Genomic DNA, 26,055 nt, shown 5'->3' with positions numbered 1-26,055 from the left:
AGCGGTCGATCAGCCAGCCGTCGATGGTTTCCCCGAACCGCGCACCAGCACCAGACCAGCGGCGACCAAGACCATGCCGACGGCGTCCAAGGCGCTCAGCACCTCACCAAACCAGACCCACCCGACCACCACCGAGACAATCGGCTGGGTCAGCAGCGCAAGCCCCACCACCAACGGCGAAAAATGGCGCAGCGCGAACACCAGCAACCCCTGACCGATCAGCTGGCTGGTGATCGCCAGCGCGATGACCGGGGTCCAGTTGGTCGGCCAGAACGGTTCACCCAGCGCCAGCGCAACGCCGACCATCACCGGCAGGCCCGCGAGGCTGGACCAGAACAGCAGCGACCAGCTGCCCAGCGTTTCGCGGCCCTTTTGGGCCAGCAGGATGTAGAAGGTATAGAGGAACCCGGCGAGCAGGCAGAGCAGATCGCCGACCAGCGTGGTGTGGTCGATCTGCAGGCTGCGCCCCAGCAGGATCGCGCTGCCCAGGATCGCGGCGGCAAAGGCCAGCCATTCGTTCGCGCGCGGCGCGCGGCGCAGCACGAACAGGCCCCAGGCGACGATCAGGATCGAACCGGAATTGCCGAACAGCGTGGCGTTGCCCAGCCGGGTCAGCTCGATCCCCAGGTGCCAGCTCGACAGGTCGAGCGCGAAGAACACCCCGCCGGCCATGACCGCCAGCAACACGCCGCGCGGCACCCCGCCCAGCGGCTGACCATTGGTGCGGGCCAGCAGCGCAAAGAACGGGATCGCCAGCGCCAGCCGCCAGAACCCGGCGGAAACCGGCCCGGTATCGGCCAGCCGCACCCACAGCGGCCCCAGCGCCAGCGCGACGTTTCCGCCCAGCAGCGCGGCAAAATGCCAGCCGTTCCAGCCTCGTGCCGCGCCTGCGGTTGCAATCGTCATGCCGTTGCCTTAGCCGCACGGTTAAATCTGCAAAACACATTTGGTGGAGGTTCCATGCACGAAGCCCTGTTCCAGCCGATCCAGCTGGGTGCCATTGCCGCGCCCAACCGTATCCTGATGGCCCCGCTGACCCGCGGCCGCGCCGATGCCGGGGCCGTGCCCAGCGCGCGGATGATCGAATACTACCGCCAGCGCGCCTCGTCCGGGCTAATCATCTCCGAAGCGACCGGGATCAGCCGCGAAGCCTATGGCTGGCACGCCGCGCCGGGCATCTGGAACGAGGCCCAGACCGAAGCGTGGAAGCCGGTGACCGAAGCGGTCCATCAGGCTGGCGGGCGGATCGTGATGCAGCTGTGGCACATGGGCCGGATCGTCCATTCGGACTATCTGGACGGTCAGCAGCCGCTGTCGGCATCGGCCACCACCGCGCCGGACCACGCCCACACGCCCACCGGGCGCAAGCCCCACGTCCAGTCGCGCGCCGCGACGCTGGACGATATCGCCCGGACCATCGACGATTACACCGCCGCCGCCCACAACGCCAAAGCGGCCGGGTTTGACGGGGTGCAGCTGCACGGCGCCAACGGGTACTTCATCGACCAGTTCCTGCGCCTGTCGACCAACCACCGCGATGATGATTACGGCGGCAGCCCGGAAAACCGCACCCGCCTGCTGCGGCAGGTGCTGGAACGGCTGGTGAGCGTCTGGGGCGCGGACCGGGTATCGGTGCGCCTGTCGCCCAACGGCGATTCGCAGGGCTGCGATGATCCCGATCCCGTCGCGATCTTCAGCGAGGCGGCGCGGGTCTGCCAGGCGCTGGAGCTGGGCTTTGTCGAACTGCGCCAGCCGGGGCCGGAGGGCACCTTTGGCCGCACCGACGTACCCATGCAGGACGCGTTGATCCGCTCAATCTACACCGGGCCGCTGGTGCTCAACAGCGATTACACTGCCCAGCAGGCCGCCGACGATGTGGCATCGGGCCGGTGCGACGCGATCAGCTTTGGCCGCCCCTATATCTCCAACCCCGATCTGGCCGAACGGATCCGGGCTGGCGCAGAATGGGCACCCAACGTTAACGTCCCGCAAAGCTGGTATCTGCCAGGAGAGGCCGGATATATCGATTACCCGGCCATGGACGCGGCGGGTTGAGCAGGAGCTGAAGCAAATGGCAAACCGGTCATGGCTGTTCGTCCCCGGCGACAGCGCAAAGAAGCTGGACAAGGCGGCGGGCACGGCAGCGGATGTCATCATTGTCGATCTGGAAGATTCGGTCACACCCGACAACAAGCAGCGCGCGCGTGACCAGGCGGTGGAATGGCTGAACACCCACCGCCGCCAGGTGACCGAGCGGCGGCTGGGCCGCTGGGTGCGGATCAACCCGCTGGACAGTCGGCTGTGGCGCGACGATCTGGTCGCCGTCATGCCCGGCGCGCCAGACGGGATCATGCTGCCCAAATCGGCCGGGCCGGAATCGGTCCAGCAGCTGGCCGCCGAGCTTTATGAGCTGGAACAGCGCAACGCGATCCCGACCGGCAGCACCAAAGTGCTGGCGCTGGTCAGCGAAACGGCGGCAGCGGCGATTTCCATTCCCGCCTATGCCACCGCATCGCTGCCGCGTCTGGTCGGGCTGACCTGGGGGGCGGAAGACCTGTCGGCCGCGATCGGTTCCACCCGCAAGCGCGACAAGGCCGGTAACTGGACCGACACCTTCCGCTTTGCCCGCACCCAGACCCTGCTGACCGCCCACGCGCGCGCAGTCATGGCGATCGACACGCTCCACGCCGATTTCGCCGATGACAAGGGGCTGAAGCGGGCAGCCGAGGAATCGCGCGCCGACGGCTTTACCGGCATGCTGGCGATCCACCCCGCGCAGTGCGAGATCATCAACGCAGCCTTCACCCCGTCGGACGAGGAACTGGCCGAAGCCCGCGTGATCGTCGAAGCTTTTGCCGCGAACCCTTCGGTCGGGGCGCTCCAGATCGACCGCCGGATGATCGACCGCCCGCACCTCAAACTGGCGCAGCGGCTGCTGGGAATTACGGAGTAGCCGCGCTTTCGGCGGCGGGCGCGGCTTCGGCGGGTGCTTCCGCCGCCGCTTCCGGCGCGTCGCTCGCCTTGGCTTTCACCTTCTCGCCATTCTCAACCTTGGGCGCGAGCGGGGCTTGCGAGCGGACCGAATCGAGCGGAATCATCGCATCGCTGGCTGAGCCGGGCAGGATTTCGCCCGCTGCGGTGCCCGCGCCTTCAGCCTTTTTCGACTGGTTGCAGCCGGTCAGCGCCGCCAGCGCGATCAGCGCGGAAATCGTGGCAATACGCATGGGTCCGCTCACTCCTGCCCGCAGGGCTTGTCCAGCGCGGCCAGAAACTCCGGCGCGCGCGCCAGCAATGCCCGATCCCAGGCATCGAAATCAACCTCTACCCCCAGCTTGTGCAGGCTGGTGACGCCAAACTCCTCAATCCCGCACGGCACGATCCCGGTGAAGTGCGTCAGATCCGGCGCCAGGTTCACCGAAAAGCCGTGCATCGTCACCCAGCGGCGGATGCGCACGCCGATAGCGCCAATCTTCGCTTCGCGCCCGTCAAGATCGCGGCACCAGATCCCGATCCGGCCTTCGCTGCGCCAGCTTTCCACCCCGAAATCGCCCAGCGTGGCAATCACCCAGCCTTCCAGCGCATGAACGAACCCGCGCACGTCGCGCGCGCGGCGTTTCAGATCGAGCAGGACATACCCGACCCGCTGGCCGGGGCCATGATAGGTATAGCGCCCGCCGCGCCCGGCCTCGACCACTTCGAACCGGGGATCGAGCAGTTCGGCCGCCACCGCGCTGGTTCCGGCGGTGTAGACCGGCTGGTGCTCCAGCAGCCAGACCAGTTCGCGCGCGGTTCCTGCGGCAATCGCGGCATTGCGCGCGGTCATTTCATCCAGCGCCGCGCGATAGGGCACCAGCGCGCTGTCGCGCCGCCATTCGATCGCTTCGGGAGGCGCTTCGGGCAGCGATTCGGGAAGGGTTTCCGGCAACTTGTCCATCACGCGCGTTGCGTGGCGGCAATTGCTGTGGTTATCAAGTGACTTCAAGCAGAAGGAATGCACAATGCGGTTTGACAGCAACCAGGCCTGGAAGGATGCGACCAGCGCCGTTTCGGCCAACCGCGATGTGCTGCTGGCCCTCGCCGGAGTGTTCTTCGTGCTGCCCAGTTTTGCTTTCGCCGTGTTCCATCCCCAGCCTGACCCCCCCGCCGGGGCCACGGGCGAACAGCTGTTCGCGCTGATGGGCGCGTTTTATCGGCAGGCGTGGCCGGTGCTGCTGGCCATGGCTGCGGTGCAGATGGTGGGCACGCTGGCGATGCTGGCGCTGTTTACCGATCGGTCCCGCCCGACCGTGGGGCAGGCGCTGGCGCAGGGCCTGAATGGCCTGCTGCCGGTGATCGCGGCGCAGTTGCTGCTGGGCATGGGCATGGGGCTGGTCGCGCTGATCCCGCTGGCCGCCGCCGCAGCCAGCGGCGTTGCCGCCGCGGTCGCGCTGGTGATCGGGCTGGTCGCGGCGGTGATGCTGTGGGCCTATATCCGCTCGTCGCTGGTCAGCCCGGCGGTGATGGTTGACGGCATCCGCAATCCGGTGGCCGCGCTGCGCCGCAGCTTTGCCCTGACCAAGGGCAACGCCGGACGGATCGCGGTGTTCTTCCTGCTGCTGGTCGTGGCCTTTGTGATCGTGGTCGGGGTGGTGTCGGCACTGTTCGGACTCGCCGCCGAAATGATCGTCGGCGGGGAAACCGCCACAACGCTGACCGCGCTGGTATCCAGCACGGGTGAGGCGGTGATGGCCGTCTATTTCGTCGCGGTGGTCGCGGCGACGCACCGCCAGCTGGCGGGACCATCGGCAGATATCACGGCGGCCCGCTTCGAATAGCGCAGCGGCGTCAAACGGGGGAGAAGTGCAATGCAGTCCAATGGGCGGTTCAGTGGCAGTCGCGCCATGTCAGAGGCGTTTCAGATCATGCTGGCGCGGATCGGTCCGCTGCTGGCGGTGTCGATCATCGGTTACGTTGCGCTGTTCGCGCTGAGCGGCGGGGTCATGGTCACCATGCTGCCGCAGCTGATGGGCACGATGGGCGGCGGCGAACCGACCTCGCCCGATGCCCTGCTGGCCGGGGCCGGGTTCGGCCTCATCCTGCTCTACATCGTGATCTATGCAATCAGCTTTGCCCAGCAAGCGGCGCTCTGCCGGATCTGTTCAGGCCGGCACGATGCCTCGATCAGCGGCGCGATCAGCGCCGGGATCAAATGCGTGCCCACCCTGTTCGGCGCGGCGATCCTGCTGCTGATCGCACTGGTGGTGGTCGGGCTGGTGATCGGCCTGGGCATGGCCGGAGTGGTTGCTGGCACCGAATCGCCGGGACTGTCGGTCTTGCTGGCGCTGGCACTGATGATCGGCTGCATCTACATCTTCGTGCGGCTCAGCATGGTGCTGCCGGTGGTGGCGGTCGACGATGTACGCAATCCGATCACGGCCATCGGCAATGCCTGGCGGATGACCGGCGGCAACGTGCTTCGGCTGGTGCTGGTGTTCGTGCTGGTGTCGGTGGTGATGGGCGTGCTGTTCATGGTGCTGAGCGCGCTGACGCTCGGTTCGTTCAATCCCGGCGCTGTCCCGTCGATGGGCAACCTGGTGGGGTTTGGCGCGCTGATGCTGGTCCTGGGGTTGACCGTGGGGCTCTATTTCCTGGCGCTGGTCGCCGCGATCCACCGCCAGCTGTCGGAGACTTCGGTCGGCGCCGTGGAAGACACGTTCGCCTGACCTGCGGCAGCCCGATACATGTCACCGACCGGTGATCAGCACTTGATCCCGGTCGGTGACGTATACGTCACGGTCTGCAATGGCCTGCCTCGATCAGTCGCGAATCTGGACCGGCTCATTCGACATTGGGGTGAGCGGCGTGACCGACTGGGTCGGCGGACGCACTTCCACGCGCACGCACCGGTCGGCGGCCCCTGCGGCGTCGATCATCAGGATATCGCCAACCACCGGGCACAGCGGCTTGGGCGGAGCGCTTGACGTCGTACCGAGTGAGCCGCCCGACACGGTCGTGCCGTTCGCCGGGTCGGTTGGCGGGGGCGATTCGGTGATGGCGATCGTGTTGCTGGTGCCGTCCGTGACCGCTCCGGTGGACCGCGCCGGCTGGCAGGTATCCGGTCCGGCGACAGCCGTCACCACCATGCGGAGCGGACAGAGGGGCGCTCCGCCGATGCGGCGCGTCGCGCAGCGCACGCTTTCCACCCGCCCGCGCTGATAGGTGGCCTCAAGCGTGCTCCCGGTCGGACAGACAAAGAACGGCTGCCGGTCCGGAGGGGGCGGTGCAGCTCTGGGCACCGGGGCAAGCAGGAATGCGGCAAGGATGAGCGACATGGGCAGTGCCTTTCCAGATGCAGGCCGGCCTGTGGCCCGCCTGAGCAGTAACAACGGGGTATGGGGATAGCCCCGTTCAGACAAGGCAGGGCGCCGGCGCGAAAACGCCCGCTTCGCCCGCAGTTGTTATGCATATTATTGATTTACCATGAGAACTCGTAAGGCCTAGCCCAAATGGTCTAGCCCGCCGGGATCACCCATCTGGCCAATGGCGCGCTTTGGCGGGGCTGGCACAGTGGCGGCATCGGAATTGGAGTTGCCGCCATGTATCGCACTGCCCTTGCCCTGATCCCCAGCGCGTTTGCGCTGGCCGTGCCCAGCCCCGCCCTTGCCAACTGGGAATCCATCAGCCGGATGCTGCCCAACTCGCCGGAGCGTTGCGGCAGCGATCAGTCGATCGGCGCGCTGTTGATGCGCGCCAGCGAAAACCGGCCGCTACGCGTCGCTGCGGGCAGCATCTTCACCGTCGAGGTGTTCGGCCACGGGATCGACTTGCCCACCGACATCACGTTCGATGGCGGCACGGTCACCCGGATCAAGGGCTATGGCGGCGCGGCCAACGTCGGGCGGCGCTGCGGGGCCATCGGCTCGGTCAAGCTGGATATCAAGATCCCCACCGCCGCAGTCGCCGCCGCAGCGGGCAACCCGATGGTGGCCGAGCGCGCGACCACGTTACGGATCGGCACCACCACCATCCCGATCACGATCATCCTGCCCAGCACGTATCGCGGTCTGGCCTGGACCCGGCAGAGCGGGCGGACCGACGGCCAGCCGCTGGCACCGCGGTTTGTCACGCCGCCTTCGAACACCCCGGTTGCCGTGCCGCCGGGCCAGTCGCCTGCGCCGCCGCAGGTGACCTTCGAATCCGGGCCGACCTGCCAGGAAACCCAGACCTGTGGCAGCGCCACTGGCGTGCGCGTGTTGAACCCGGGTGCAAGCGGCGGATCGTCCGTCAATACCGCCATGCAGCGGACGCTGTTCCGCTGCATCGAAACCGGCGGCGGGGATGCCCGGATCGTCAATTCGCGGCTGGAAATCATGCTCCCCGATGATCGCGTCACCCTGGCAGATTGTCTGGCCCGGCCATCGTTTGCCAGTGCCGAGCAGGAATTCGTCAACGCCGACGTCGCGGACAGTGTGTTCCAGGCCAACACCATCCGCCCGGCGCTGCGCGTCTCGGTTTCAGGCGGGTCCGAAGCGCGCGGCGCCCCGGAGTTGAGCGACAATAACAGCGCCAACGTCACTTTCACCCGTGCGTTCACCGCGAACATGCTCGGCACGCGGGATTTCCGGCTGCTGGCAAGCAACTTCGCCGGTCGCACGCTGGCGCTGGACCTGCGGGTGCAATCGGTGGTGCCGTTCGGGGTAAACAGTATTTCGGCCCCGACCCAGTTGGCCAGCACCGGCGGCACCGCCGTAACCCGGATCGGCGGCGGGACCAGCACAGCGGCCCCGCGTCCCGCCGCACCGGGCGCGCTGGCGTTCAACCTCAACCTGGCAGCGTCCGATGTCGCCAGCCGCCCGCTGGTCTGGCAGGTGCTCAACTCCAACGGCCAGCCGGGCGGCTTCGTTTCGCTGTGCTTTACGGCAGGCTCGGGCACGCTGGCCCCGGCAGCGGGCGTCAACCGGGTGGCGGTGAACCTGCAACGCACGGCCAACACCGCCTGCCCCGGCTCAAGCTTCGTGCTGGTGGCCGCGCCGAACGGCCGGCTCGATCATGCGCTGTACCGCAAGCGGCTGGAATTCACGCTCAACTGAGCGAGCCGGTGACCATCCAGCAGAAAGCCCCGCGATGAACCTTGCAACCCCCGTCAAACTGCTGGCCGCCGTCGCCATGCTGGGAATGCTGCCACTGGCCGCATCCCGGCTGGGGGCGGTGACCCAGTTCAGCCCCGAACAGACCGATCGCGATATCCGCGCGCTGGAGACAGAGGTCGAACGGCTCCACACCCGTCTGGGCGAACTGGAAACCACCAACCGGGACCTCTACGTCAAGGTTGCGTTGATGGACGTCCGGCTGACCGGGCTGGACACCGCGATCGGCAAATCAGCCCGCGACTTCGTGATCGGCAGCGGCGCCCCCAACAAGACGATCGCCATGCGGCTGGGCCAGTACAACCTTTCGAGCGTCGTGCTGGATGGCAAAACCGCCACCATCACGGCTGAAACCATCGACCTGAAAGGCAAGTTCATCCGGATCGACGCCACGCGGACACTCACCCTGAACGGCGAGACGGTCGATGTGACGGGCGGCAAGGTCAACGTGAAAGGCAGCAGCCCTCTCCCGATCAAGGGCGTCAAGGTGCTGGGCAACTGACGATGCGCCACCTGCTCCTTCCTATCCCGCTGGCCAGCCTGATCGCCGCGCTGTGGCTGACCGCCCCGGCCACTGCCCAGCCGCAGCGCCCCGGCGAGCCGCCGCGTTGCATGACCGCCAGCCACGAACGGCTGCTGCTGCGCAAGGGCCGCGACATCTGCGCGCCGACGCTCAGCCGCAGCGGGCGACCGACGGCGGCCGGGTTCATGCCAACCGGATGCGCGCTGGCGCAACAGACGTATGAGATTGACGCGGTGGGCCTGGCCGACCGTTGCCACCCCCCGCACAAGACGGAGAAATAACCATGCCGCATACCCTTCGCCTCCACACGCTGGGCCTGCTGCTGGCGGCGGCGGCCTGCGTGACGGTGCCGGACGCCGCGCTGGCCGCGAAGAAAAAGGTCCCGGCGCTGGTGGACCTGTCCGCGCACGCGCCGGGCGAAGTCATGGACAAGGGGCTGGCCGCGCTGCGCGCCGGAGACAGCAGGCTTGCGATCCACGCCTTTGCCGAACTGGCCGCGCGCGAACCGCGCAACGGCACCGCGCAGGCGCTGCTGGGGCTGTCATACCAGCTGTCGGCGGACAAGAACCCGCAGGCGCTCGATCTGGCGCTGGCCGGTTACGATCTGGCTGCCCGGGCCGAGCCGGGGCAATACTGGCCCGCCGCCATGGCCGGACGGGGCGCGTTCGATCAGGGCAAGTATGACGATGCGCTCAGCCACTTTTCCCGCGCGGCGCTGCTGCGTCCCAGCGACGCGGCGACCCTGTCGGCGGTGGCGGCATCGGCCTATATGAGCGGGGATGCGGCGCTGGCCAGTCTGGCCGCTGGCCGCGCCGCCTCGCTTGATCCGGGTGCGAATGGCGAGAACCTGCGGCTGGCCGCGCTGGCAGCGGCGGCGAACGGCGAAGGCGCGCTGGCGCAGGAGCGGCTGGGCGTGCTTGCCGCGCGCTTCCCGGCGGTGGCTGACGGCATTCGCCCGCGTGTCAACGCGCTGGTGCAGACCGCCGCGCTCGATACCACCGCCGGACCGGAACAGGCCGCAGACCCGGTCGCACCCGATCAGGTGTCGCTCGATGTCGCGATCATCCTGTCGCAGAACACCCAGCAGGAACGCAACGGCTTCAACCTGCTCGATGGCCTCAGCCTGCAATATGGCAGCAGCCGCCAGTCAACCCGGACGATCACCAGTGACAACGGGGTGCGCACCGGCAACGGCTATCAGCGGGTGCTGACGGCCTCGATCTCGATCCCGCAGATCAACTACAACCTGAACCTGTTCAATCGCGGCGGGCAGAATTACTCGGTCGTAGCGCGTCCGCAGCTGACCGCCTATCGCGGCGAACAGAGCGAGTTCTTCGTCGGGCGGACGCTGCGCGTCGCCGTCAACGGGGTGAACACGGCCAGCCTGGAAACGATCGACGTCGGGATCGACCTGAAAGTCACCCCGATCGAAATCACCCCCACCGGCACGCGCGTGAAGATCGAGGCCGGGCGCAGTTTTCTGACCGCCGACCCCGCCGGTTCCTTTGCCGAAGCGCTGACCACGTTCCGCCAGCGCGTGGTCGCCACCGCCGAAATCGGATTTGGCGAAACGCTGCTGCTGTCGGGCCTGAACGAAGCGGTCGACGACCGGACGTATTCCAAGACGCCGTTGCTGGGCGACCTGCCGGTGGTCGGCAACGCCTTTAACGAGCGCAGTTCCACCCGGCGGCGGGATTCGGTCATGGTGCTGGTCACCCCGGCCCGGCCAATGCTGGTCCCCGGCCGCGCCTGGGCGCGCAGCGATGCAGCGGCCAGCCTGGTCAAGCTGTGGACCGAAGTGATCGATCCGCGCAGCAACGCGGCGGCGACAGCGGACAACCTGGGCAAGATGCGGCTGTTCACCCGGATGACCCGCAGCGATGCCAGCACGACCTTTCCCGATGTCCGCTCCGCCTCGCAACAGATGATCGGGGAACTGATCGCACCGCGCAGCTATTGATCCGACAGGGCCTGGAGCAATGCCGCCTCGTCCACCGGCTTGAGCAGCAGCGCGCAATCCAGCGCAGCGACCTGCTGGGCAGTGGCGAGCGCGGCATCGCCGGACATCACCACCACCCGTGCGGCCGGGTCCGCCGCGCGGATCAGCGCGGCCACGTCTGCCCCGGTATCCTGCAGGCCAAGGTGCCAGTCGGTGACCGCCGCAGCCGGAACCCAGCCCTGCGCCAGCACCGCACCGACATCCGCCACCGTCTCCACCGCGCGCACATCCGCCCCGTGCAGCCGCAACAGCTGTGCCAGCGCATCGCGCGCGTCGGAATGATCGTCCACCACCAGCAGACGCTGACCGGACAGGTCCGCCACGGGAACGGCTTCCAGCCCGGCCGGTGGACGCACCACGGCCTGCACCGCCGGTAGCGTCAAGGTAAAGGCACAGCCCGCCCGCCAGCGCGGATCGGCCACCAGCGCGCCGTCCATCAACTGCGCCATTTCCCGCGCAATCGTGAGCCCCAGTCCTGATCCGCGCCCCAGCCGCCGCGAATCCTGCCCTTGCGAATAAGGCAGAAACAGGTTTTCAGCCGGTTGTGAGCCAAGCCCGATGCCATCGTCGATCACATGGATCGCCACCTGATCACCTGCGCCGCGCGCCAGCACCCGCACCCGGCGGCCCTGTGAATGCAGGATCGCGTTGCTGACCAGGTTGCGCAGGATCCGGGTCAGCAACGCGGGATCGGCCAGCACGTTGCGTTCGGTCGCAGCGAAGCGCAGCGCGATATCGGATTGCCGCGCAGTCGGGGCCAGTTCCTGGGCGAGGGCCGCAAACACGTGCGCCAGCGCCACCGGTTCTGGCTGGGCGCGCAAAGTGCCGCTTTCCAGCCGCAAGTGCTCGGCCATGCTTTCCAGCATCACCATCGCCTCGGCCAGCCCGCGGTTGACTCCGTCTGCCGCCTGCGCCCGGCGGGCGGGATCGGTGACGCGCTGGACCTGCCGGAAATACAGCGACGCGGCCTGCAGCGGCTGGCGCAGATCGTGTGAAGCAGCCGCGATGAACCGTGCGCGGGCATCCCGTTCGGCATGGGTGGCGGCCAGCGCATCGGCCAGGTCAGCCGACATCGATTCGGCCCGCAGCCGCAGCGTGATCGCGGTGCGGATCGCCTGCTTGAGCACCAGCGCGGTGCCGATCATCAGCGCTCCGAAGGCCAGCAGGAACAGCGCCAGCGATGTGGAATAGGCCGTTTCGCTGCGGAAGAAGAACAGCGCCGCCGATCCGAGCACCGCGATCACCCCAAACACCACGGTGCCGATCGATTCGGCCGTCGTGATCACCTGCCCGCTGATCGCGGCGGAATAGAAGATCACCATCAGCAGTTGCAGCGGTTCCGACGCATAGGGCAGCAGCACCCAGACGCTGGACGCCACCGCCAGGTCGAACAGCACCGCCACCACTTTGCCCAGCGGGGACCAGAACCGCTCAATCTGCGCCGCGTCCGGCTGGCGGATGTGGACCGCCAGCGGGACGATCATCATGATCGCCGTGACGCCCCCCATGAACCCCGACCAGCCCCACAGCTGGGCGGGCGGGACCAGCGGTTCGAACAGCCAGTGGACATAGGCCAGCGTGCCCGCGACCAGCAGGCTGAGCAATCCGGTCAGGGCAAATTCCATGCGCGATTCGGCCGCGCGCACTTCGCGGTGGATCTGCCCTGCGGGCGCGGTCACAGCAGTCCGCGCTGATGCGCCATCATCACCGCCTCGGTCCGGTTGCCCGCCCCCAGCGTTGCAAGCACTTGCGCGACATGAACTTTCACCGTGGCCGGGGAAATCCCCAGTTCGCGCGCGATCTGCTTGTTGGGGCTGCCCTGTGCCAGCAATTGCAGCACGTGGCGTTGGCGCGTGGTCAGGCCCGCATGCCCATCTGCGCCCCCGTTGGCGGTGGCATTGGCGGTGGCGTGGGCCGAAACCACCTGCGCCCCGGCCAGTGTCGGGGCCGGGGCCGGGGTCGGGGTCGGGACCGGTTCGCCCAGCGCCAGCAGCCGCACCGCATCGGGCAGATAGCGCCCGCCTGCCAGCACCAGCCGCAGCGCTGCCTCCACCACTTCGGGCGAGGACGATTTGGGCAGGAACCCGGCCACGTCCATTTCCAGCGCCAGCCGCAGATTGTGGGCGTCGTCGCTGCCGGAAAACACCATGATCGGCGTACCCGGACAAGCCGCCCGCGCCGCCGCCAGGTTGCCGCGCGGATCTTCCCCCGGAATATGCAGATCAAGCATCAGCAAGTCGAGCTGGCCAATTTCCCTGACTTTTCCGAGTGCCTGCGAACAACTCAGCGCGATATGAACTTGCGCGTCGAACGCTGTTTCGAGTGTCATTCCCAATGCCGATGCGACTATTGGGTGATCATCGCATATCAGGACCTGCATCCATTGCCCCTGTCTTGCGCGACCCCAACCACGCACTGCAACGGTTATGGTGCGCCCGCCGGGTTGGCAAGCAAATGTGTTGCAGGACCACGGCGCGGCGCCGCCGGGACCAATGGTTTGGCGGGAGAAGATTGGGCGTGGTCAGCGTCTAGGCTCCGCCCGCGCGGGCGATCCAGTCATCGACCCGGCGCTCCAGGATCGACAGCGGCTGTGATCCGGATGCAATCAGCAGATCGTGGAAGCCCTTGATGTCAAACTTCGCCCCCAGTGCCGCTTCGGCCTTGCGGCGCAGTTCGATGATCTTGAGCATCCCGATCTTGTAACCGGTCGCCTGCCCCGGCAGCGTGATATAGCGGCGCACTTCGGACCGGGCGCGCTGCATCGGCTGACGGCCGATCGTGTGGAGATAGGTGACCGCTTCATCCTCGGTCCAGCCCTGCGCGTGCAGCCCGGTATCGGTCACCAGCCGTGCGGCGCGGAACAGTTCCGCGTCCAGCCGCATGAAATCGGCGGCGACATCGGGGAAGGCCCCCATTTCCTTGCACATCGACTCGGCATAGAGCGCCCAGCCTTCGCCGAACGCGACATAGCCCGTGACCGAGCGGAACTTTGGCCCGTCCTGCTGGCGCACCTGGATATCGCCCTGCATGTTGTGGCCGGGCACCGCCTCGTGACACATCAGCGTATAGAGCGCTGCCGGATCGGCGGTGTTGCCGACCAGGTGGACATACGTGCGCGCGGGCCGCTTGCCGTCCGGGCTGGGCGGCGATGCGTGGGCCGCGCCGCCGGGCACTTCGGTAAACGCCGGTTCGCGTACGACTTCGATGCCATAGGTCGGCAGCGTGCCGAAATAGGGTGCCAGCAGCGTGCGCGTCCGCGCAACAAAGGCGTTGGCCGTGGCCAGATACTCGGCGCGGGCGGCATCGTCATAGGGCCGGGGCGGAAAACGCCGGGCGCGATCGGCGTAAAAGGCGCTGCGATCTGCAAATCCGGCCTGCCGGGCCAGCGCGTCCTGCTCCGCTTCGATCCGCGCGACTTCGGACCGGCCGATGGCGTGGATCTGCTCGGCGGTGTAATCGGTCGTGGTGTTGAGCTTCAGCTCATTGGCGTAATAGTCCGCTCCGCCGGGCAGTGTCAGCGCGCCGACCCGGCCGCTGGGCGCGGTTGGCAGGCTGGCTCTGGCCCAGGCAATCACGCGCTCATAGGCCGGTTGCAACGCAATGATCGCCGCCCGCGCATCCGCCAGCGCGGCATCGGCCTCAGCCTGCGACAGCCGCCCTGCCCGGACCAGACCGCCAGCCTTGGACTGGACATCGGCCCACAAGGCGGCATCGGGACCGGTGCCGAACGGCGCGCCGCTGATCAGCTTTTCGCTGCCGGAAATGATCGTTTCGATCTGGAACTTCGGCACGCGAATGCCCGCATCGGCGCTCGCGCTGGTGCGCGCGATCGCCTGATCGAGGACGGCCGGGATACCGCGCAACCGGGCAATATAGCTGGTCAGGTCAACCGGATCGGCAACGCTGTGCGTGTTGACCAGAAAATCGGCCATCTGACTGTGGACCGAATAGAGCCGCGAATAGAACGGCGGGCGATAGACCCGGTTGGCCTGCACCAACGCGGCCCGCTGCGCTTCCAGCGCCCAGATGTCGTAATTGACCTGAGCTTCGGCTGACAGCCGCGCCCGATCAAACTGCGCCTGCATCCGCGCGGCGCTGGCCTGCCGCCAGAGAACCTGCTGCGCCGCCGCGGCATCGCTGATGTCATTCCAGCGGTCCGCGCCGACCTTCAGCCCAAGCCGCGTCGCCAGCTGAGGCTGCTGCTTGACCAGTTCGGCAAATTCGGCGTCGAGGAACGCGGTCAGCCGGGCATCCTCGGCAGCAGTGGGGGCGGAGACCGCAGGCGTCTGGGCGAGGCTGCCACTGGCAGGCAGGATCAGACTGGCGGCGATCGCGGCAAGACAGGTGGTGATTGTGCGCGTCATGGTTTTCCCCGTTGGTTGCCGGACAGCTTAGGCGGTGAAACCAACCCGGTGAAGCCCCCGGCCCCGGTGATCAGGATATTCAACGGTGGTTGCGCCATCGGCCGCATCCCGGCAGGTGCCGCGCGGCACGGCCGCTGGCAGGCCGGATCAGTTCAGCCGGGCCCCGGCGGTGCGCCAATCGACCTGAACGCCGCAATCGCCGTCCAGCGCATCGCCCGCCAGCAGCGCCGCCAACGCGCCCAGCAGCGCCAGCGCAGGACTGGCCCCTTCGGCGCTGGCCTCTCCGCCCAGTGGCTCGACCACCACGGTCGCCATCGGACGGCCACCCGGACCGCAGGACAGCATGTAGCCTGCCCAGCCGTCGAGCAGGGCCAGCGCGGCCTCGGTCGGCGCACCGGCGGCCAGCAACTGGCCAATGTCCGGCACCGCGCTGCGGCCAGCGGCCTGTACGAGCGGGGGCGGCATGGCCTGTAACAGAGCCAGCGCCAGCCCGATGAACCCGGCCTGTTCAGCGCCCGATGCCACGCCGCTGTCAAACGCCAGCGCCGCCATCTGCCGTTGCCAGGACTCCACGGGAGAGTGTGGTTCGAAATCAGACTTCATCGGCGGTGCATTCCGCCGCGGCGCGGCCGTGTCAACTACGCTGCGCCCGGATATGCACCAATCCGGGACAATCGCGGCCCCGATGCCCCACGAAAAAGGGCCCCGAGGTTTCCCCCGAGGCCCAGATCAGCATCCCTCCCAGGAGTGCTTTTCGTTTGTCTTAGAACTTCAGCCCGGCCGAGATGCCATAACGGCGCGGTTCGAGCGTGAAGATGTTGGTGTAGTTGCCCGACGACTGATCGGTCACGTACAGGCCGGTCACCGAGTCCTTGTCGAACAGGTTCTGGACCCACAGACGGGCAAACCACTTCTTGTCCGGACCGTCGAGCTGCAGCTGCGCATTGACCTGCGTGAAGCTGTCGATCGCATTGATCGCACCGTTGAAGATGTTGCCGGTCGACTTGCCGGTGTAGACGAAGTCGGCACGCGGGGTCAGGGTCATTTCGCCCAGCGGCGCAGCGTACTGGACGCCAGCCGAGAACTTGTAGTCCGGCGCACCGGGCAGCTTGTTGCCCTTGATGTTGACCGGAATACCCGACGAATAGACCTGCACGCCGCCGAACGCTGCACCCACCGTGGGAGCGAGCGCTTCGAGGACCGAGCAGATCCCGAACGCCCCGGTCGAAGCCAGACCGCTGCCTGCCCCGAAGCTGGTGGTGGGCTGCAGGCCCGCACCGGCGGCAACACCCGGAATGGCCCCGGCATTGATCAGCGCGTTCGCCTGGTTGACGAACCCGTTGGTGCCGGCGGCATTACCCGCCGTGGTCGGCGCGACGGCGCAGTTTGCACCGTTGGTGATGTCCTTGATGATCACCGAGTCCGAACGGCCCGCGCCAAAGTCACGCGGGTTGGCCAGGAGCTTGTCTTCCGACACCTTGGTGTTGAGGTAGCTGCCGCTCAGGTTGATCGACAGTTCGCGCGTCGGCCGGATGATGGCTTCGGCTTCAAGCCCCCAGATGTCGGCGCTGACGTTGTCGTTCACCGAGGTACGAGCCACGATGCGCGACAGCTGCAGGTCCTTGTACTTGTAGTAGAACGCAGTCAGGTTGAGCGTGATGTTGCCGAACTGGTTCTTCGAGCCGACTTCGAAGGCATTGACGAACTCCGGCTTGAACCCTTCCGGAACCGAGAACACCGGCGACAGCGGCGGATTGATCCCGCCCGACTTGTAGCCGCGCGAATACGAGGCATAAATCAGGTTGTCCGGCGTGATTGCGTAATCGAGCACCGCGCGGCCAGTCCATTCGCTGAAGTTGACCTTGCGGTTCTGGAACAGCTGGTTGCCCGGCAGGCCCGCATCGGCATCGAACGAACCGATATAAGGCGATGCATAGGCATCCGTCGACGTGAACGGCGCAAGGAAGCTGGCCAGCGTGGTGCGGGCCGAGATCGTCTTTTCGTCGTTGTTGTAACGGATGCCCAGGGTCAGCTTCAGCTGGTCGTTGAACTTGAAGTACGCTTCACCGAACAGGCCATAGGTTTTCACCTTCAGGTCATCGGTGTTGTTACGATACGTCGGCGTCGCCAGATAGCTTGGCGGCAGACCAGCGCCCAGCGCCGAGAACGCACCGACGACGCCGGTGAAGTAATCGATCCCGAACGAGTTCACGTAATAGCTGTTCTCGGTCATGTGCAGCTCGCCGTAGATGCCGCCGACCAGGAAGTTGAACATGCCGTCCCAGTCCGACGAGACGATCGCTTCGGCAGTCCAGCTGGACTGCTTCTGGTTCGACCGGTCGAAGTCCTGCGGGGTCATGCTGCAAACACGGTGGCCACCAAACGCACCGGTGCCGGTTTCTTCAGCCAGCGAGGTGCAGAGCTGACCAGCAGCTCCGTTCGGCGTCAGCGCGTTGTAGACCGGGGTCAGGTAGGTTTGCACGGCGGCACCAAACCCGCCAGCACGGGCCGATGCCAGCGCCGCCAGCGCCGGGGCATAGACAGCCCGGTTCTGAACCGAGTTGTTGTAGTCCTGAGAGGAGTCAACTTCGACTTCCTGATAGTTGCCGCTGAGCTTGACGTTGATACCGCCGCCCAGTTCCTGCGCCAGGCTGCCCTGGATGATCAGTTCATCCGTGAAGTAGGACGGCTTGGTATCGGTGTTGACAACGCGGGTATCGGCCGGATTGACCACGCCGGAATAGGCATCCGGACCATAGATGCTGCCCAGCGCCAATGCAGTCGGCAGGCCCCGGATCGCGAAGAATTCGCGCGAAGTCAGCACGCCCACGAACGTGGTGTTGGCATTGGTGGTTCCGTTGGCGAGCGTGCCGTTGAGGCAGCCCATCACCCCGGTCGGATCGCGCTGGCACAGCTGCTTCTGGATGCGCATGCGGCTGTCGCGTTCATGGAAGTACTGCGCCATGATGTCGATCGTGGTGGTTTCGCTCGGCTCCAGCCGGATCGAACCGCGCACGCCATACATGTCGCGATCATCGATGCGGGTGTTGTCGAACAGGTTCTGCGTGTAACCTTCGCGGTTGAGGTAGAACCCGGCGAGACGCACGGCGACGTTTTCGCCGATCGGGGCATTGACCATGCCCTTGACCTTCACGGCGTTGTAGTTGCCGTATTCAGCCTCGATCGCAGCGCCAAAGCCCGACAGATCGGGGCGCGCGGTGCGGAAGTTGACCACGCCCGACGTCGCGTTACGACCGAACAGGGTGCCCTGCGGACCGCGCAGCACTTCGACCTGGGCAAGGTCATAGAACTCGCCTTCGAAAATGCGGGTGCCGAACAGCGGCGCGTCGTTCAGGTGGATGGCGGTCGCGCTGTCGCAGGTCACGCCGACGCACAGATCGCCGATCCCGCGAATCGTGAAGCTGGAACTGGTGAAGTTCGTCTTGGTGAACGTGACGTTCGGCAGGGTCAGCTGCAGATCGCTGGTGTTCTTGATCTGCTGCTTTTCCAGCGCTTCACTGCTGAACGCGCTGACTGCGATCGGCACGTCCTGCAGGCGCTGGTTCGAGCGCTGTGCGGTAACGATGATCGTGTCTGCGTCGTTTGCCGTGTTGTCATCCGCCGATTGTGCGAATGCCGGAAACGCGATTGCGCTGGCACATACGCCAGCAAGCAGGGTCAGTTTGCCCCTCATCAGCCCTCTCTCCTTATATTGCCCGTCCCTTATTTGGGCGGTTGCGCATACGAATAGAACACCATGCGCGGCGCTTTACAACCGGTTTTAATCGCTCTGTTAGTTATGCCGGATTCCGTAGCGTAAGGGACACACCATCCGCGGGAATCGGCGGTTCGCTGCGGTAAAAATGCAGCACTTTGGCCACAGCCTGCGCGTTTCGGGCGCCGCTGATGTCATGCCTTGCGCGGCAGTCAGAAATGGCCGTTGCAAATGCCGCAGGCATCGCACAAGCTTGATTGCGGCAAACGGGGAAATCGAATGGGTCAGCGCCCTGCGGCCGGGGCACCGCCCCGCTACCGTGCGTTCATCAGCTACAGTCATACGGACTCTGCCTTTGCCAACTGGCTGCACGGCCAGCTGGAACGGTTTCGGGCGCCGTCGCCGGACGCGCAGGGCAGCGTGCGTCTGGCCCCGGTGTTCATCGACCGGGCCGAACTGGCGGCAGGCCCCGATCTGTCAGCCCAGGTGCGCGAAGCGTTGAGCCAGTCCGCCGCGCTGGTGGTGATCGCCAGCCCCGCCGCGCGGACCAGCCGCTGGGTCGATCAGGAAATCCAGCTGTTCCGCACGCTGAACCCTGCTGCCCCGATTTTGACCGCGCTGATCGCAGGGTCGCCTGACGCAGCCTTTCCGCCCGCGCTGTTGCAGCACGGCGAACTGGACCTGGAACCGCTGGCTGCGGATTTTCGCAAGCAAGGCGATGGCAAGCGGCTGGGTCTGCTGAAAATCGCCGCCGGTCTGGCCCGCCAGCCGCTCGACCGGTTGGTGCAGCGCGATGCGCAATCCCGCCAACGCCGCGTGATGGCCGTCACGGCGGGAGCGGTTGCACTTAGTCTAGTGTTGGCAGCTCTGCTGCTGCTGGCTCAGCGCGCCCGCGCCGAGGCTGAGGCGCAGCGCGCCGATGCCGAGGGAATGGTTGAATTCATGCTGACCGATCTCAGAGACAAGCTGAAAGGGGTCGGCAGCCTCAGCACGATGGATACCGTCAACCAGCGCGCGCTCGAATACTATGCGCGGCAGGATCTGGCCGCGCTGCCCGATACCAGCCTGGAGCGGCGCGCCCGCCTGCTGCAAGCGATGGCCGAAGACAACCTGCGCACCGCCGCCGGACGCGACCGCGCCCGCAAGGAGGCGTTCGAGGCCTCGCGCGTGACGGGCGGCCTGCTGGAACGCCAGCCGCGCGCGCCGGAGCGGATCTTCAACCATGCACAAAGCGAATATCTGCTCGGCTATATCGCGTTTCGCACGAAATCGGCCGATGGCAACCGCGACCTTGCCGCGGCCAAGCGCCACTGGGGCCAGTATCTGAACCTGGCCAACCAGCTGGTCACGCTCGCACCGGGCAAGCCGCGCTGGGTGCGGGAACGGGGCTATGCGCACGGCAACTTGTGCGCGGCCAACCTTGCCGCCCCGGCCAGGCCGCAGCTCGCCCGGATGCACTGCACCGCCGCCCGCGAAATTGCGGAACAACTGTGGCAGCAGCAGCCGTCGAACTTCGACAACGCGCTGGATTATGCCAACCGCCTGGCCTGGGAAGCCGATGCCCTGACCGCGCTGGAACAGTTCGCTCCCGCCATCGAATTGCGCACAAAGCAACGCCAGATCGCCCGTGCGCTGGGCCGCGATCATCCCAAGGACGCCCGCGCGACCGAGGCTGAAATGCTGGCCGGCCTGGGCCTGGCCAAGCTGCTTGGTCAAGCCGGCCGCCCGGATGAGGCCCGCCGCGTGGCGCGCGAGGCGCGTGACCTGGCGGACCGGCTGTCGCGGCGCGATCCCGCCAATGCTGACTGGGCGGGCTGGCGCAACAGCGCCGACATGCTGATCGCGGCCCCGGTTTCGCCCAAACCCGATCCAGCAGGAAAACGGCCATGAGCAACCCGCGCATTTCCAGTAACGAGGACGAACTGCCCGTCACGGGACAACCGGCCGAAGGCGCCGCAGTGAAGCAGGCAATCGTCCGGTTTGGCATGCTTGCGGACGGCGCGGGTGCGGCGCGCAATCTGGCGGTGACCATGCAGGACGAGGGGCCGGACAAGATCGTCGGCGGCGATCAGACAATGGGCTTTTCGCTGAACATCAAGCCGGGTGAACACTGGCAGATCGTGATCAGGCTGGCGGGGGACTGGAACTGGACCTTCGATGACAGCCCGATCAGCTTCAAGCAGGCCGGGCAGGCGCGCTATTACCAGTATGTCTCGCAAACCGCCGATACGCTGACGTTCACGGCACGCTCGCGCTATGACACCCCCAATCCGCCCGTGCAGCAGCCGGAACGGCATCATTTCAATCTCTATGTCGAAATCGGGCAGTCCGGCGCGTTGAAGAACGGCTTCCGGATTGATCCGGAAGTGAGGAACCCGCCGCCGAATGACTGATCGTATGCCCGCCAACCCTTGCCGGTGCTCCATCGCATGACCGCACCTGCAACTTTGCCCGCGATTACCGCGCTGGCCCGCGCGGGTGCGATTGAGCGCGCATGGGACCTGTTCCTGACAGCGGGCCATGCTGCCCGCACCGCTGACCCGGCCGCACTCGCGGTCAAGGGGCGGCTGCTCAAGGACAAGGCCCGGTCTGGACCGATTCCCGACCGGGCCCTGGGTTTTGCCGCAGCGGCAGAGGCCTATTCGGCGGCGCATGCACTGGCTCCGGCCCCATACCTTGCGATCAATGCCGCTACCTTGCGGCTGCTGGCCGGGGACCGCGGCGGCGCGCAGTTCGGCGCGCGCGAAACGCTGCGTCTGCTTGATACGGCGCAGCCTGCGGCCGATACGCCGTATTATCTTGCGGCGACGCGGGCCGAGGCGCTGCTGCTGCTGGATGATCAGACTGGCGCACAGGCCGCGTTGGAAGCGGCCGTGCGGCATGATCCGGACGGCTGGGAAGACCGCGCCGTAACGCTGGCGCAGCTGCGTGCCATCCTGCAAACCCGCCATGCCCCGCTCGACTGGCTGACCCGCTTCAACCCGCCAGCCAGCCTGCATTTTGCCGGGCACATGGGGGTTCAGGCCGATGGCACCAGCGAAGCCGCGATCGGTGCCGCCGTGGACGCGCTGCTGGCGCAGCACCGGATCGGGTTTGCCTGGGGCGCACTCGCAGCCGGTGCCGATATCGTGATTGCCGAACACCTGCTGCGGGCGGGAACGGAAGTGCACGTCGTGTTGCCGTGCCCACTTGCACAATTCGCGGCGCAATCTGTTGCACCGGCGGGATCGGCGTGGCTGTCCCGGCACGAGGCCGTGCTGGCACAGGCCCGCTCCGTCGTCGTCGCCGGCCAGACTGCTGCGGCCGCCCATGATCCGCTGGCCACCGCACATGCAGGAGAGCTGGCGATCGGCGGGGCGATCCTGAACGCGCGCCGGCTGGGCGCAGCGGCCCGGCAACTGATCATCACGGATGAGGCGGGCGGCGGCCACAACACCGCGCGGCAGGCCGTTCTGTGGCCTTCGGCAGCCGGTCCGCAAGACCGCCTGACCGTCCCGCGCGACGCTGAAATCGATGCGCTGTTCCCGCCCGAACAGCCAGATCCGGCGCGGGCGCTGACAGTCAGTCTGTGCATACTGCTGGATGGGCTGGATGACCGGGCCGCGCTGGATTCCGGCGAGATTGCGGCGCTGAATGCGCCAGTTGCCGACGCCCTGAGGTGGCTTGATCCCGCCGATATCCGGGCTGCACCGGGGCGGTGGGACATCCGCCTGACCGACCTCGACGCGGCGCTTGATGCGGTCTGCCGCGTCCTCGGTGCAAAGCGCAAGGCCGGAACGCTGCCGCCCGCCATCGGGGTGCATATCGCGATTGCCACATCGGTCGCTGATCCCGCATCGGGCGCACTGGTGCCTTATGGTCCCGGCCCGGCGCTGGCCCGGCGGCTGGCCGGGCTGGCCCATCCGGGGCTGGCGCTGGCCAGTCAGGCGCTGGCCGTGACAATGGCTGCGCGGGCCACGTCCACCGGGCAAGCCCGGCTTTATCATTTCGGCGATGAAACGACCGAAGGCGCGGTATTCGCGTTAAGCCAGGGTCCGGCCTAGTAAACCTGCTCCTCCAACCGGTGCGGCGCGACTACCACCAGCCCGCCCGGCTCGCGCCGCAGCACGCCGCGCTTCTCCAGTTGCGAAACCGTGCGTGACACCGTCTCGCGGGTCGATTGCACAGACACCGCCAGTTCGGACCAGACCGGCAGCGGGCGGATCGTCATGTCCGGACTGCGCCGCGCCCGGCGCAGCAGTTCGGCGCAGATCCGCCCCGTGGCGGTCAGCATCGCGGATTCCACCATCCGCACCCGCATCGCATCGATCCGCGCTGCCAGCTGCCGGGTCATCGCCACGCCGACGAAGGCATAGCTTTCCATCAACCGCACGATCGCATTGGCGGCAAAGTGTGCGCCCTGGCTGTCAACCACCGCTTCCACTTGCGCGCCCGTATCGGTCGGAGCCGTTCCGACCAGGCTGCCATAGAACTCCCCCGGTCCGACCTGATGCAGCACCAGCATCCCTCCATCGCGGCCATAGGCCACTTCCTGCACCAGCCCGCCGGTCAGCAGGGTCGTTTCTTCGCGGCCGGGGATCGGCCACAGCACGGCCCCGCGCGGCAGCTTGCCCTCACGCGCGTGGGTCAGGATCGTGACCGCCAGGTCATCACCGCACCCGAACGCCTGCCGCACGACCGCCAGCGTCGCGCCTTGCCCATTCCTGTTCACGCGTCGCGACCCCGTTTCAATGCCCGCCTGTACGCTATCACCGCGCCGTTATCCGGAAAAGCCCGGATAACAACTGACGAAAATCAGCGGAATCCCCGAAAATTATGCTGTTTTGCCCACAGACCACCGCGTTCCCGGTCGCTTGGCAGTGGACCTTCGCTGCCGGGAAGGCTAATCGCCATGGTCCAATTATTACGAAAGGGATTTTCCGATGAACAACAGCGACCTCGCCGACAAGCTTGCCGCTTCGCAGGACGTCACCAAGGCCGATGCACGCAAGCTGGTCGATGCGGTGTTTGCCGCGATTGCGGACGCTGCTGCCGCTGGTGAAGAAGTCTCGCTGAACGGCTTTGGCAAGTTCAAGGTCAAGGACACCCCGGCCCGCGAAGGCCGCAACCCCTCGACCGGCGCGACCATCCAGATCGCCGCTTCGAAGAAGCTGGCGTTCTCGGCTGCCAAGGCAGTCAAGGACAAGCTGAACGGCTGATTGGTCTGGCGCTGCGGGCCACGTGCTGCGCAGCGCCGACCCAGTTACGAAAAAGCCGGCCCCGCGAAATCGCGTGGCCGGCTTTTTTATTGGCGCCTCTTTTTCAGGCCCCGCCGCAATCAGGCCGGAACCGGCGCGGGGCTCAGCTGGTCGCGCAGTTCCCGCCGCAAGAATTTGCCGCTGGCGTTGCGCGGCAGCGCCTGATCCATGAACCAGATATAGCGCGGCCACTTGTGCTTTGCCATGATGACGGCGCAGTGGCCGCGCAAGTCGGCGTCACTCAGCTGTTCGCCCGGTTTTACCACCACCGCTACGCCCACTTCCTCACCCAGGCGGTCATCCACGACCCCGAATGCACAGCATTCCGCGACCGCTGCATGGCGATAGATCGCGGCCTCGACTTCGGCGCAGTAGACGTTTTCCCCGCCGCGCAGGATCATGTCCTTCTTGCGGTCGACGATATAGATGAAGCCGTCCTCATCCATCCGGGCAATATCGCCCGTGTGCAGCCAGCCCTCGGTGATCGATTCCGCGGTGGCGTCAGGCCGGTTGATATAGCCCTTGATGACACAGGCCCCGCGCACCCACAGTTCACCCACTTCACCCACGCCCACGGTATTCCCGTCGTCATCGACGCAGCGCGCTTCAAAGTTCGGCATCGCCGGACCGGCGCTGTCGGGCCGGTCAACGAAGAAATCTCCGGCGATGGACGTGATGATGCCGCACGTTTCCGTCATCCCGTAACCCGTGCTCGGCCGGGCAGTGGCAACCTGGGCCTCGATCTTCAGGACCAGATCCGGCGGCACTTGCGCCCCGCCGCCAGACAGCGCCAGCAGGCTGGACGTGTCGGTCGCGGCAAAGTCCGGGTGGTTGATCAACTCGCGCGCCATCACCGGAACCCCGCTCATCGATGTAACGCCTTCGCGCGCGATCAGCTTGAGCGCTTCGCCTGCGTCCCAGCGATACATCAGCACCAGCTTGCCGCCCGCTGCGGTCGTCGCATAGGCGCCGCAGTTGTTGGCGGTGACGTGAAACAGCGGCGTGGTGATCAGCACGGCCGGGATCGGCGGCGTTTCCGGCGGAGCCACGCCCGTCGCCCGCTCGACCGCCAGCGCCGCCGACGCCCCGGCATACATCAGGTTGAACAGGTTCCCGACACACCCCCGGTGGGTCAGCTGCGCGCCCTTGGGATGGCCCGTGGTGCCAGAGGTATAGAAAATGCAGGCATCCGCATCCGGATCGACCGTCACGTCGGGCATCGCCCCGCCCGCGGCGATCACGTCCTCCCAGGCGGTCACCCCGCTGGCCCGCGCGGCCAGACGCACCCCGATCAGCTTGAGATCGGTGGCCACGTCCTCGCACTGCCGCAGCCGATCCAGACGCTCCTGATCCAGGAACAGCGCCTTGGGCTGCGCATCGTTCAGGGCATAGGCCATTTCATCCGGCGTCCACCACGCGTTCATGCCCACCACAGCGATGCCGCAGGTGGTGCAGGCCCAATAGATCAGCATCCATTCGGGATAGTTGCGCATGGCGATTCCCACCCGGTCGCCCGGCTCGATCCCCTGCTGTATCAGCCAGGCCGCCACCGCGTTAACCTGCGCATGGGAAACGGCATATGTCAGCGTTTCATCGCCGTAGACCAGATAAGGGCGATCGCCGAATTGCAGCGTTGAAAGCCAGACCTCCCGGACGCTGGGCGGCGCATGGCGATAGGTGCGGAGCGGATGGCCGCGCACCTCGGTCTCGATGATCTCAAAAACCCCGCCGGGTCCGGTCAATTCCTCACGTGCCTGCTTCAGTTCGGCGTAATGCATGTCTCATCCCGGTTCGTTCTTGTTGGCCGGATGGAAACATAGGGCCGATGCCTCGGCAAGCGCGGAATCTCGATCGCAGCGCGATTTGCGGCGTGGCGGAGCAGATGCCCGCATCCTCATAACGCCCGGACACAAAAAAGCCCCGCGTTTTTGGCGGGGCGTTGTGTGGTTGTGTGTGGTTGCGGGGGCAGGATTTGAACCTGCGACCTTCAGGTTATGAGCCTGACGAGCTACCGGGCTGCTCCACCCCGCGTCACCATTGTGGGCTGTGATTGGCAGCCCTTGGGTGTGTTCATGGTTTGCCGGTGAGGGC

The 26,055-nt window shown here is 66.5% G+C and carries 23 protein-coding genes and 1 tRNA gene; 12 read left to right on the top strand and 12 right to left on the bottom strand.

Annotated elements, in window-relative coordinates:
• Positions 1 to 9 precede the first annotated feature (9 nt).
• Positions 10 to 906 (bottom strand): DMT family transporter, encoded by an 897-nt coding sequence (locus Q8Q53_RS11000; protein ID WP_305701816.1) that lies wholly within the window; start codon positions 904 to 906, stop codon positions 10 to 12.
• A gap of 54 nt (positions 907 to 960) precedes the next feature.
• Between Q8Q53_RS11000 and Q8Q53_RS10995 the strand changes: the two genes are divergently transcribed.
• Both Q8Q53_RS10995 and Q8Q53_RS10990 read left to right on the top strand, forming a co-directional pair.
• Positions 961 to 2,055, top strand: coding sequence for an alkene reductase (locus Q8Q53_RS10995; RefSeq protein ID WP_305701815.1), 1,095 nt, complete (start codon positions 961 to 963; stop codon positions 2,053 to 2,055).
• 16 nt (positions 2,056 to 2,071) lie between these two features.
• Positions 2,072 to 2,953: a CoA ester lyase gene (locus tag Q8Q53_RS10990; protein ID WP_305701814.1), complete on the top strand. Its 882-nt coding sequence runs from the start codon at positions 2,072 to 2,074 to the stop codon at positions 2,951 to 2,953.
• Here the strand turns inward: Q8Q53_RS10990 and Q8Q53_RS10985 are convergent.
• Both Q8Q53_RS10985 and lipB read right to left on the bottom strand, forming a co-directional pair.
• Entirely contained in the window at positions 2,943 to 3,224 is a 282-nt protein-coding gene (locus tag Q8Q53_RS10985) for a hypothetical protein (protein ID WP_305701813.1), read from the bottom strand. The genes Q8Q53_RS10990 and Q8Q53_RS10985 overlap by 11 nt on opposite strands.
• 8 nt (positions 3,225 to 3,232) lie before the next feature.
• Positions 3,233 to 3,934, bottom strand: a complete 702-nt coding sequence (lipB, locus tag Q8Q53_RS10980; protein ID WP_305701812.1) for a lipoyl(octanoyl) transferase LipB — start codon at positions 3,932 to 3,934, stop codon at positions 3,233 to 3,235.
• Positions 3,935 to 3,998: 64 nt separating this feature from the next.
• Between lipB and Q8Q53_RS10975 the strand changes: the two genes are divergently transcribed.
• Together Q8Q53_RS10975 and Q8Q53_RS10970 are read left to right on the top strand one after the other, a co-directional pair.
• A complete protein-coding gene (locus tag Q8Q53_RS10975) occupies positions 3,999 to 4,814 on the top strand; it encodes a hypothetical protein (RefSeq protein ID WP_305701811.1) in 816 nt (271 codons plus the stop codon).
• A 66-nt stretch (positions 4,815 to 4,880) separates the two neighbouring features.
• Positions 4,881 to 5,702, top strand: a complete 822-nt coding sequence (locus Q8Q53_RS10970) for a hypothetical protein (RefSeq protein ID WP_305701810.1) — start codon at positions 4,881 to 4,883, stop codon at positions 5,700 to 5,702.
• 93 nt (positions 5,703 to 5,795) lie between these two features.
• Here the strand turns inward: Q8Q53_RS10970 and Q8Q53_RS10965 are convergent, their stop codons facing one another.
• Positions 5,796 to 6,311: a hypothetical protein gene (locus tag Q8Q53_RS10965; protein WP_305701809.1), complete on the bottom strand. Its 516-nt coding sequence runs from the start codon at positions 6,309 to 6,311 to the stop codon at positions 5,796 to 5,798.
• Positions 6,312 to 6,575: 264 nt separating this feature from the next.
• Between Q8Q53_RS10965 and Q8Q53_RS10960 the strand changes: the two genes are divergently transcribed.
• From Q8Q53_RS10960 to Q8Q53_RS10945, 4 genes are read left to right on the top strand one after another with little or no spacing between them, the layout of a single operon-like run.
• The gene (locus Q8Q53_RS10960; protein ID WP_305701808.1) at positions 6,576 to 8,069 is read left to right on the top strand and encodes a hypothetical protein; all 1,494 of its coding nucleotides are present in this window, start codon (positions 6,576 to 6,578) and stop codon (positions 8,067 to 8,069) included.
• A 34-nt stretch (positions 8,070 to 8,103) separates the two neighbouring features.
• Positions 8,104 to 8,628 (top strand): hypothetical protein, encoded by a 525-nt coding sequence (locus Q8Q53_RS10955; RefSeq protein WP_305701807.1) that lies wholly within the window; start codon positions 8,104 to 8,106, stop codon positions 8,626 to 8,628.
• A gap of 2 nt (positions 8,629 to 8,630) precedes the next feature.
• Positions 8,631 to 8,930, top strand: a complete 300-nt coding sequence (locus tag Q8Q53_RS10950) for a hypothetical protein (protein WP_305701806.1) — start codon at positions 8,631 to 8,633, stop codon at positions 8,928 to 8,930.
• Between the two features lie 2 nt (positions 8,931 to 8,932).
• Positions 8,933 to 10,609 (top strand): hypothetical protein, encoded by a 1,677-nt coding sequence (locus Q8Q53_RS10945; RefSeq protein ID WP_305701805.1) that lies wholly within the window; start codon positions 8,933 to 8,935, stop codon positions 10,607 to 10,609.
• Here the strand turns inward: Q8Q53_RS10945 and Q8Q53_RS10940 are convergent.
• The 5 genes from Q8Q53_RS10940 to Q8Q53_RS10920 all read right to left on the bottom strand — a co-directional run bounded on the left by Q8Q53_RS10940 (position 10,603) and on the right by Q8Q53_RS10920 (position 18,706).
• The gene (locus Q8Q53_RS10940) at positions 10,603 to 12,327 is read right to left on the bottom strand and encodes a hybrid sensor histidine kinase/response regulator (protein ID WP_305701804.1); all 1,725 of its coding nucleotides are present in this window, start codon (positions 12,325 to 12,327) and stop codon (positions 10,603 to 10,605) included. The two genes, Q8Q53_RS10945 and Q8Q53_RS10940, sit on opposite strands and share 7 nt — an antisense overlap.
• Complete coding sequence (locus Q8Q53_RS10935) at positions 12,324 to 13,028, bottom strand: response regulator transcription factor (protein ID WP_305701803.1); 705 nt, start codon at positions 13,026 to 13,028, stop codon at positions 12,324 to 12,326. The genes Q8Q53_RS10940 and Q8Q53_RS10935 overlap by 4 nt, the downstream gene beginning before the upstream one ends.
• A gap of 148 nt (positions 13,029 to 13,176) precedes the next feature.
• Positions 13,177 to 15,012, bottom strand: a complete 1,836-nt coding sequence (locus tag Q8Q53_RS10930; RefSeq protein WP_305701802.1) for a DUF885 family protein — start codon at positions 15,010 to 15,012, stop codon at positions 13,177 to 13,179.
• A 147-nt stretch (positions 15,013 to 15,159) separates the two neighbouring features.
• Complete coding sequence (locus Q8Q53_RS10925; protein WP_305701801.1) at positions 15,160 to 15,615, bottom strand: hypothetical protein; 456 nt, start codon at positions 15,613 to 15,615, stop codon at positions 15,160 to 15,162.
• Between the two features lie 160 nt (positions 15,616 to 15,775).
• Positions 15,776 to 18,706, bottom strand: a complete 2,931-nt coding sequence (locus tag Q8Q53_RS10920; RefSeq protein ID WP_305701800.1) for a TonB-dependent receptor — start codon at positions 18,704 to 18,706, stop codon at positions 15,776 to 15,778.
• A gap of 300 nt (positions 18,707 to 19,006) precedes the next feature.
• Here Q8Q53_RS10920 and Q8Q53_RS10915 point away from each other — a divergent pair, with 300 nt between their 5' ends.
• The 3 genes from Q8Q53_RS10915 to Q8Q53_RS10905 are packed head-to-tail and all read left to right on the top strand — an operon-like array spanning position 19,007 to position 22,770.
• The gene (locus tag Q8Q53_RS10915) at positions 19,007 to 20,617 is read left to right on the top strand and encodes a toll/interleukin-1 receptor domain-containing protein (RefSeq protein WP_305701799.1); all 1,611 of its coding nucleotides are present in this window, start codon (positions 19,007 to 19,009) and stop codon (positions 20,615 to 20,617) included.
• Entirely contained in the window at positions 20,614 to 21,120 is a 507-nt protein-coding gene (locus Q8Q53_RS10910) for a nucleotide synthetase (RefSeq protein WP_305701798.1), read from the top strand. Before Q8Q53_RS10915 ends, Q8Q53_RS10910 begins: the two co-directional genes overlap by 4 nt.
• Before the next feature lie 36 nt (positions 21,121 to 21,156).
• Positions 21,157 to 22,770 carry a tetratricopeptide repeat-containing protein gene (locus Q8Q53_RS10905; RefSeq protein WP_305701797.1) on the top strand — a complete coding sequence of 538 codons (1,614 nt, stop codon included), beginning with the start codon at positions 21,157 to 21,159 and terminating at the stop codon, positions 22,768 to 22,770.
• Here the strand turns inward: Q8Q53_RS10905 and Q8Q53_RS10900 are convergent.
• Complete coding sequence (locus Q8Q53_RS10900; protein ID WP_305701796.1) at positions 22,767 to 23,438, bottom strand: Crp/Fnr family transcriptional regulator; 672 nt, start codon at positions 23,436 to 23,438, stop codon at positions 22,767 to 22,769. The two genes, Q8Q53_RS10905 and Q8Q53_RS10900, sit on opposite strands and share 4 nt — an antisense overlap.
• A gap of 211 nt (positions 23,439 to 23,649) precedes the next feature.
• Here Q8Q53_RS10900 and Q8Q53_RS10895 point away from each other — a divergent pair, with 211 nt between their 5' ends.
• Positions 23,650 to 23,925: an HU family DNA-binding protein gene (locus Q8Q53_RS10895; protein WP_305701795.1), complete on the top strand. Its 276-nt coding sequence runs from the start codon at positions 23,650 to 23,652 to the stop codon at positions 23,923 to 23,925.
• A gap of 119 nt (positions 23,926 to 24,044) precedes the next feature.
• On the opposite strand, the gene Q8Q53_RS10890 is transcribed toward Q8Q53_RS10895, so the two are convergent.
• A complete protein-coding gene (locus Q8Q53_RS10890) occupies positions 24,045 to 25,742 on the bottom strand; it encodes a class I adenylate-forming enzyme family protein (protein WP_305701794.1) in 1,698 nt (565 codons plus the stop codon).
• Between the two features lie 176 nt (positions 25,743 to 25,918).
• Positions 25,919 to 25,995, bottom strand: a tRNA-Met gene (locus tag Q8Q53_RS10885).
• Positions 25,996 to 26,055 lie beyond the last annotated feature (60 nt).

Source organism: Novosphingobium sp., from assembly GCF_030699305.1.
Classification (GTDB): Bacteria; Pseudomonadota; Alphaproteobacteria; order Sphingomonadales; family Sphingomonadaceae; genus Novosphingobium.
This window is presented reverse-complemented; position numbering and strand designations above follow the sequence as displayed.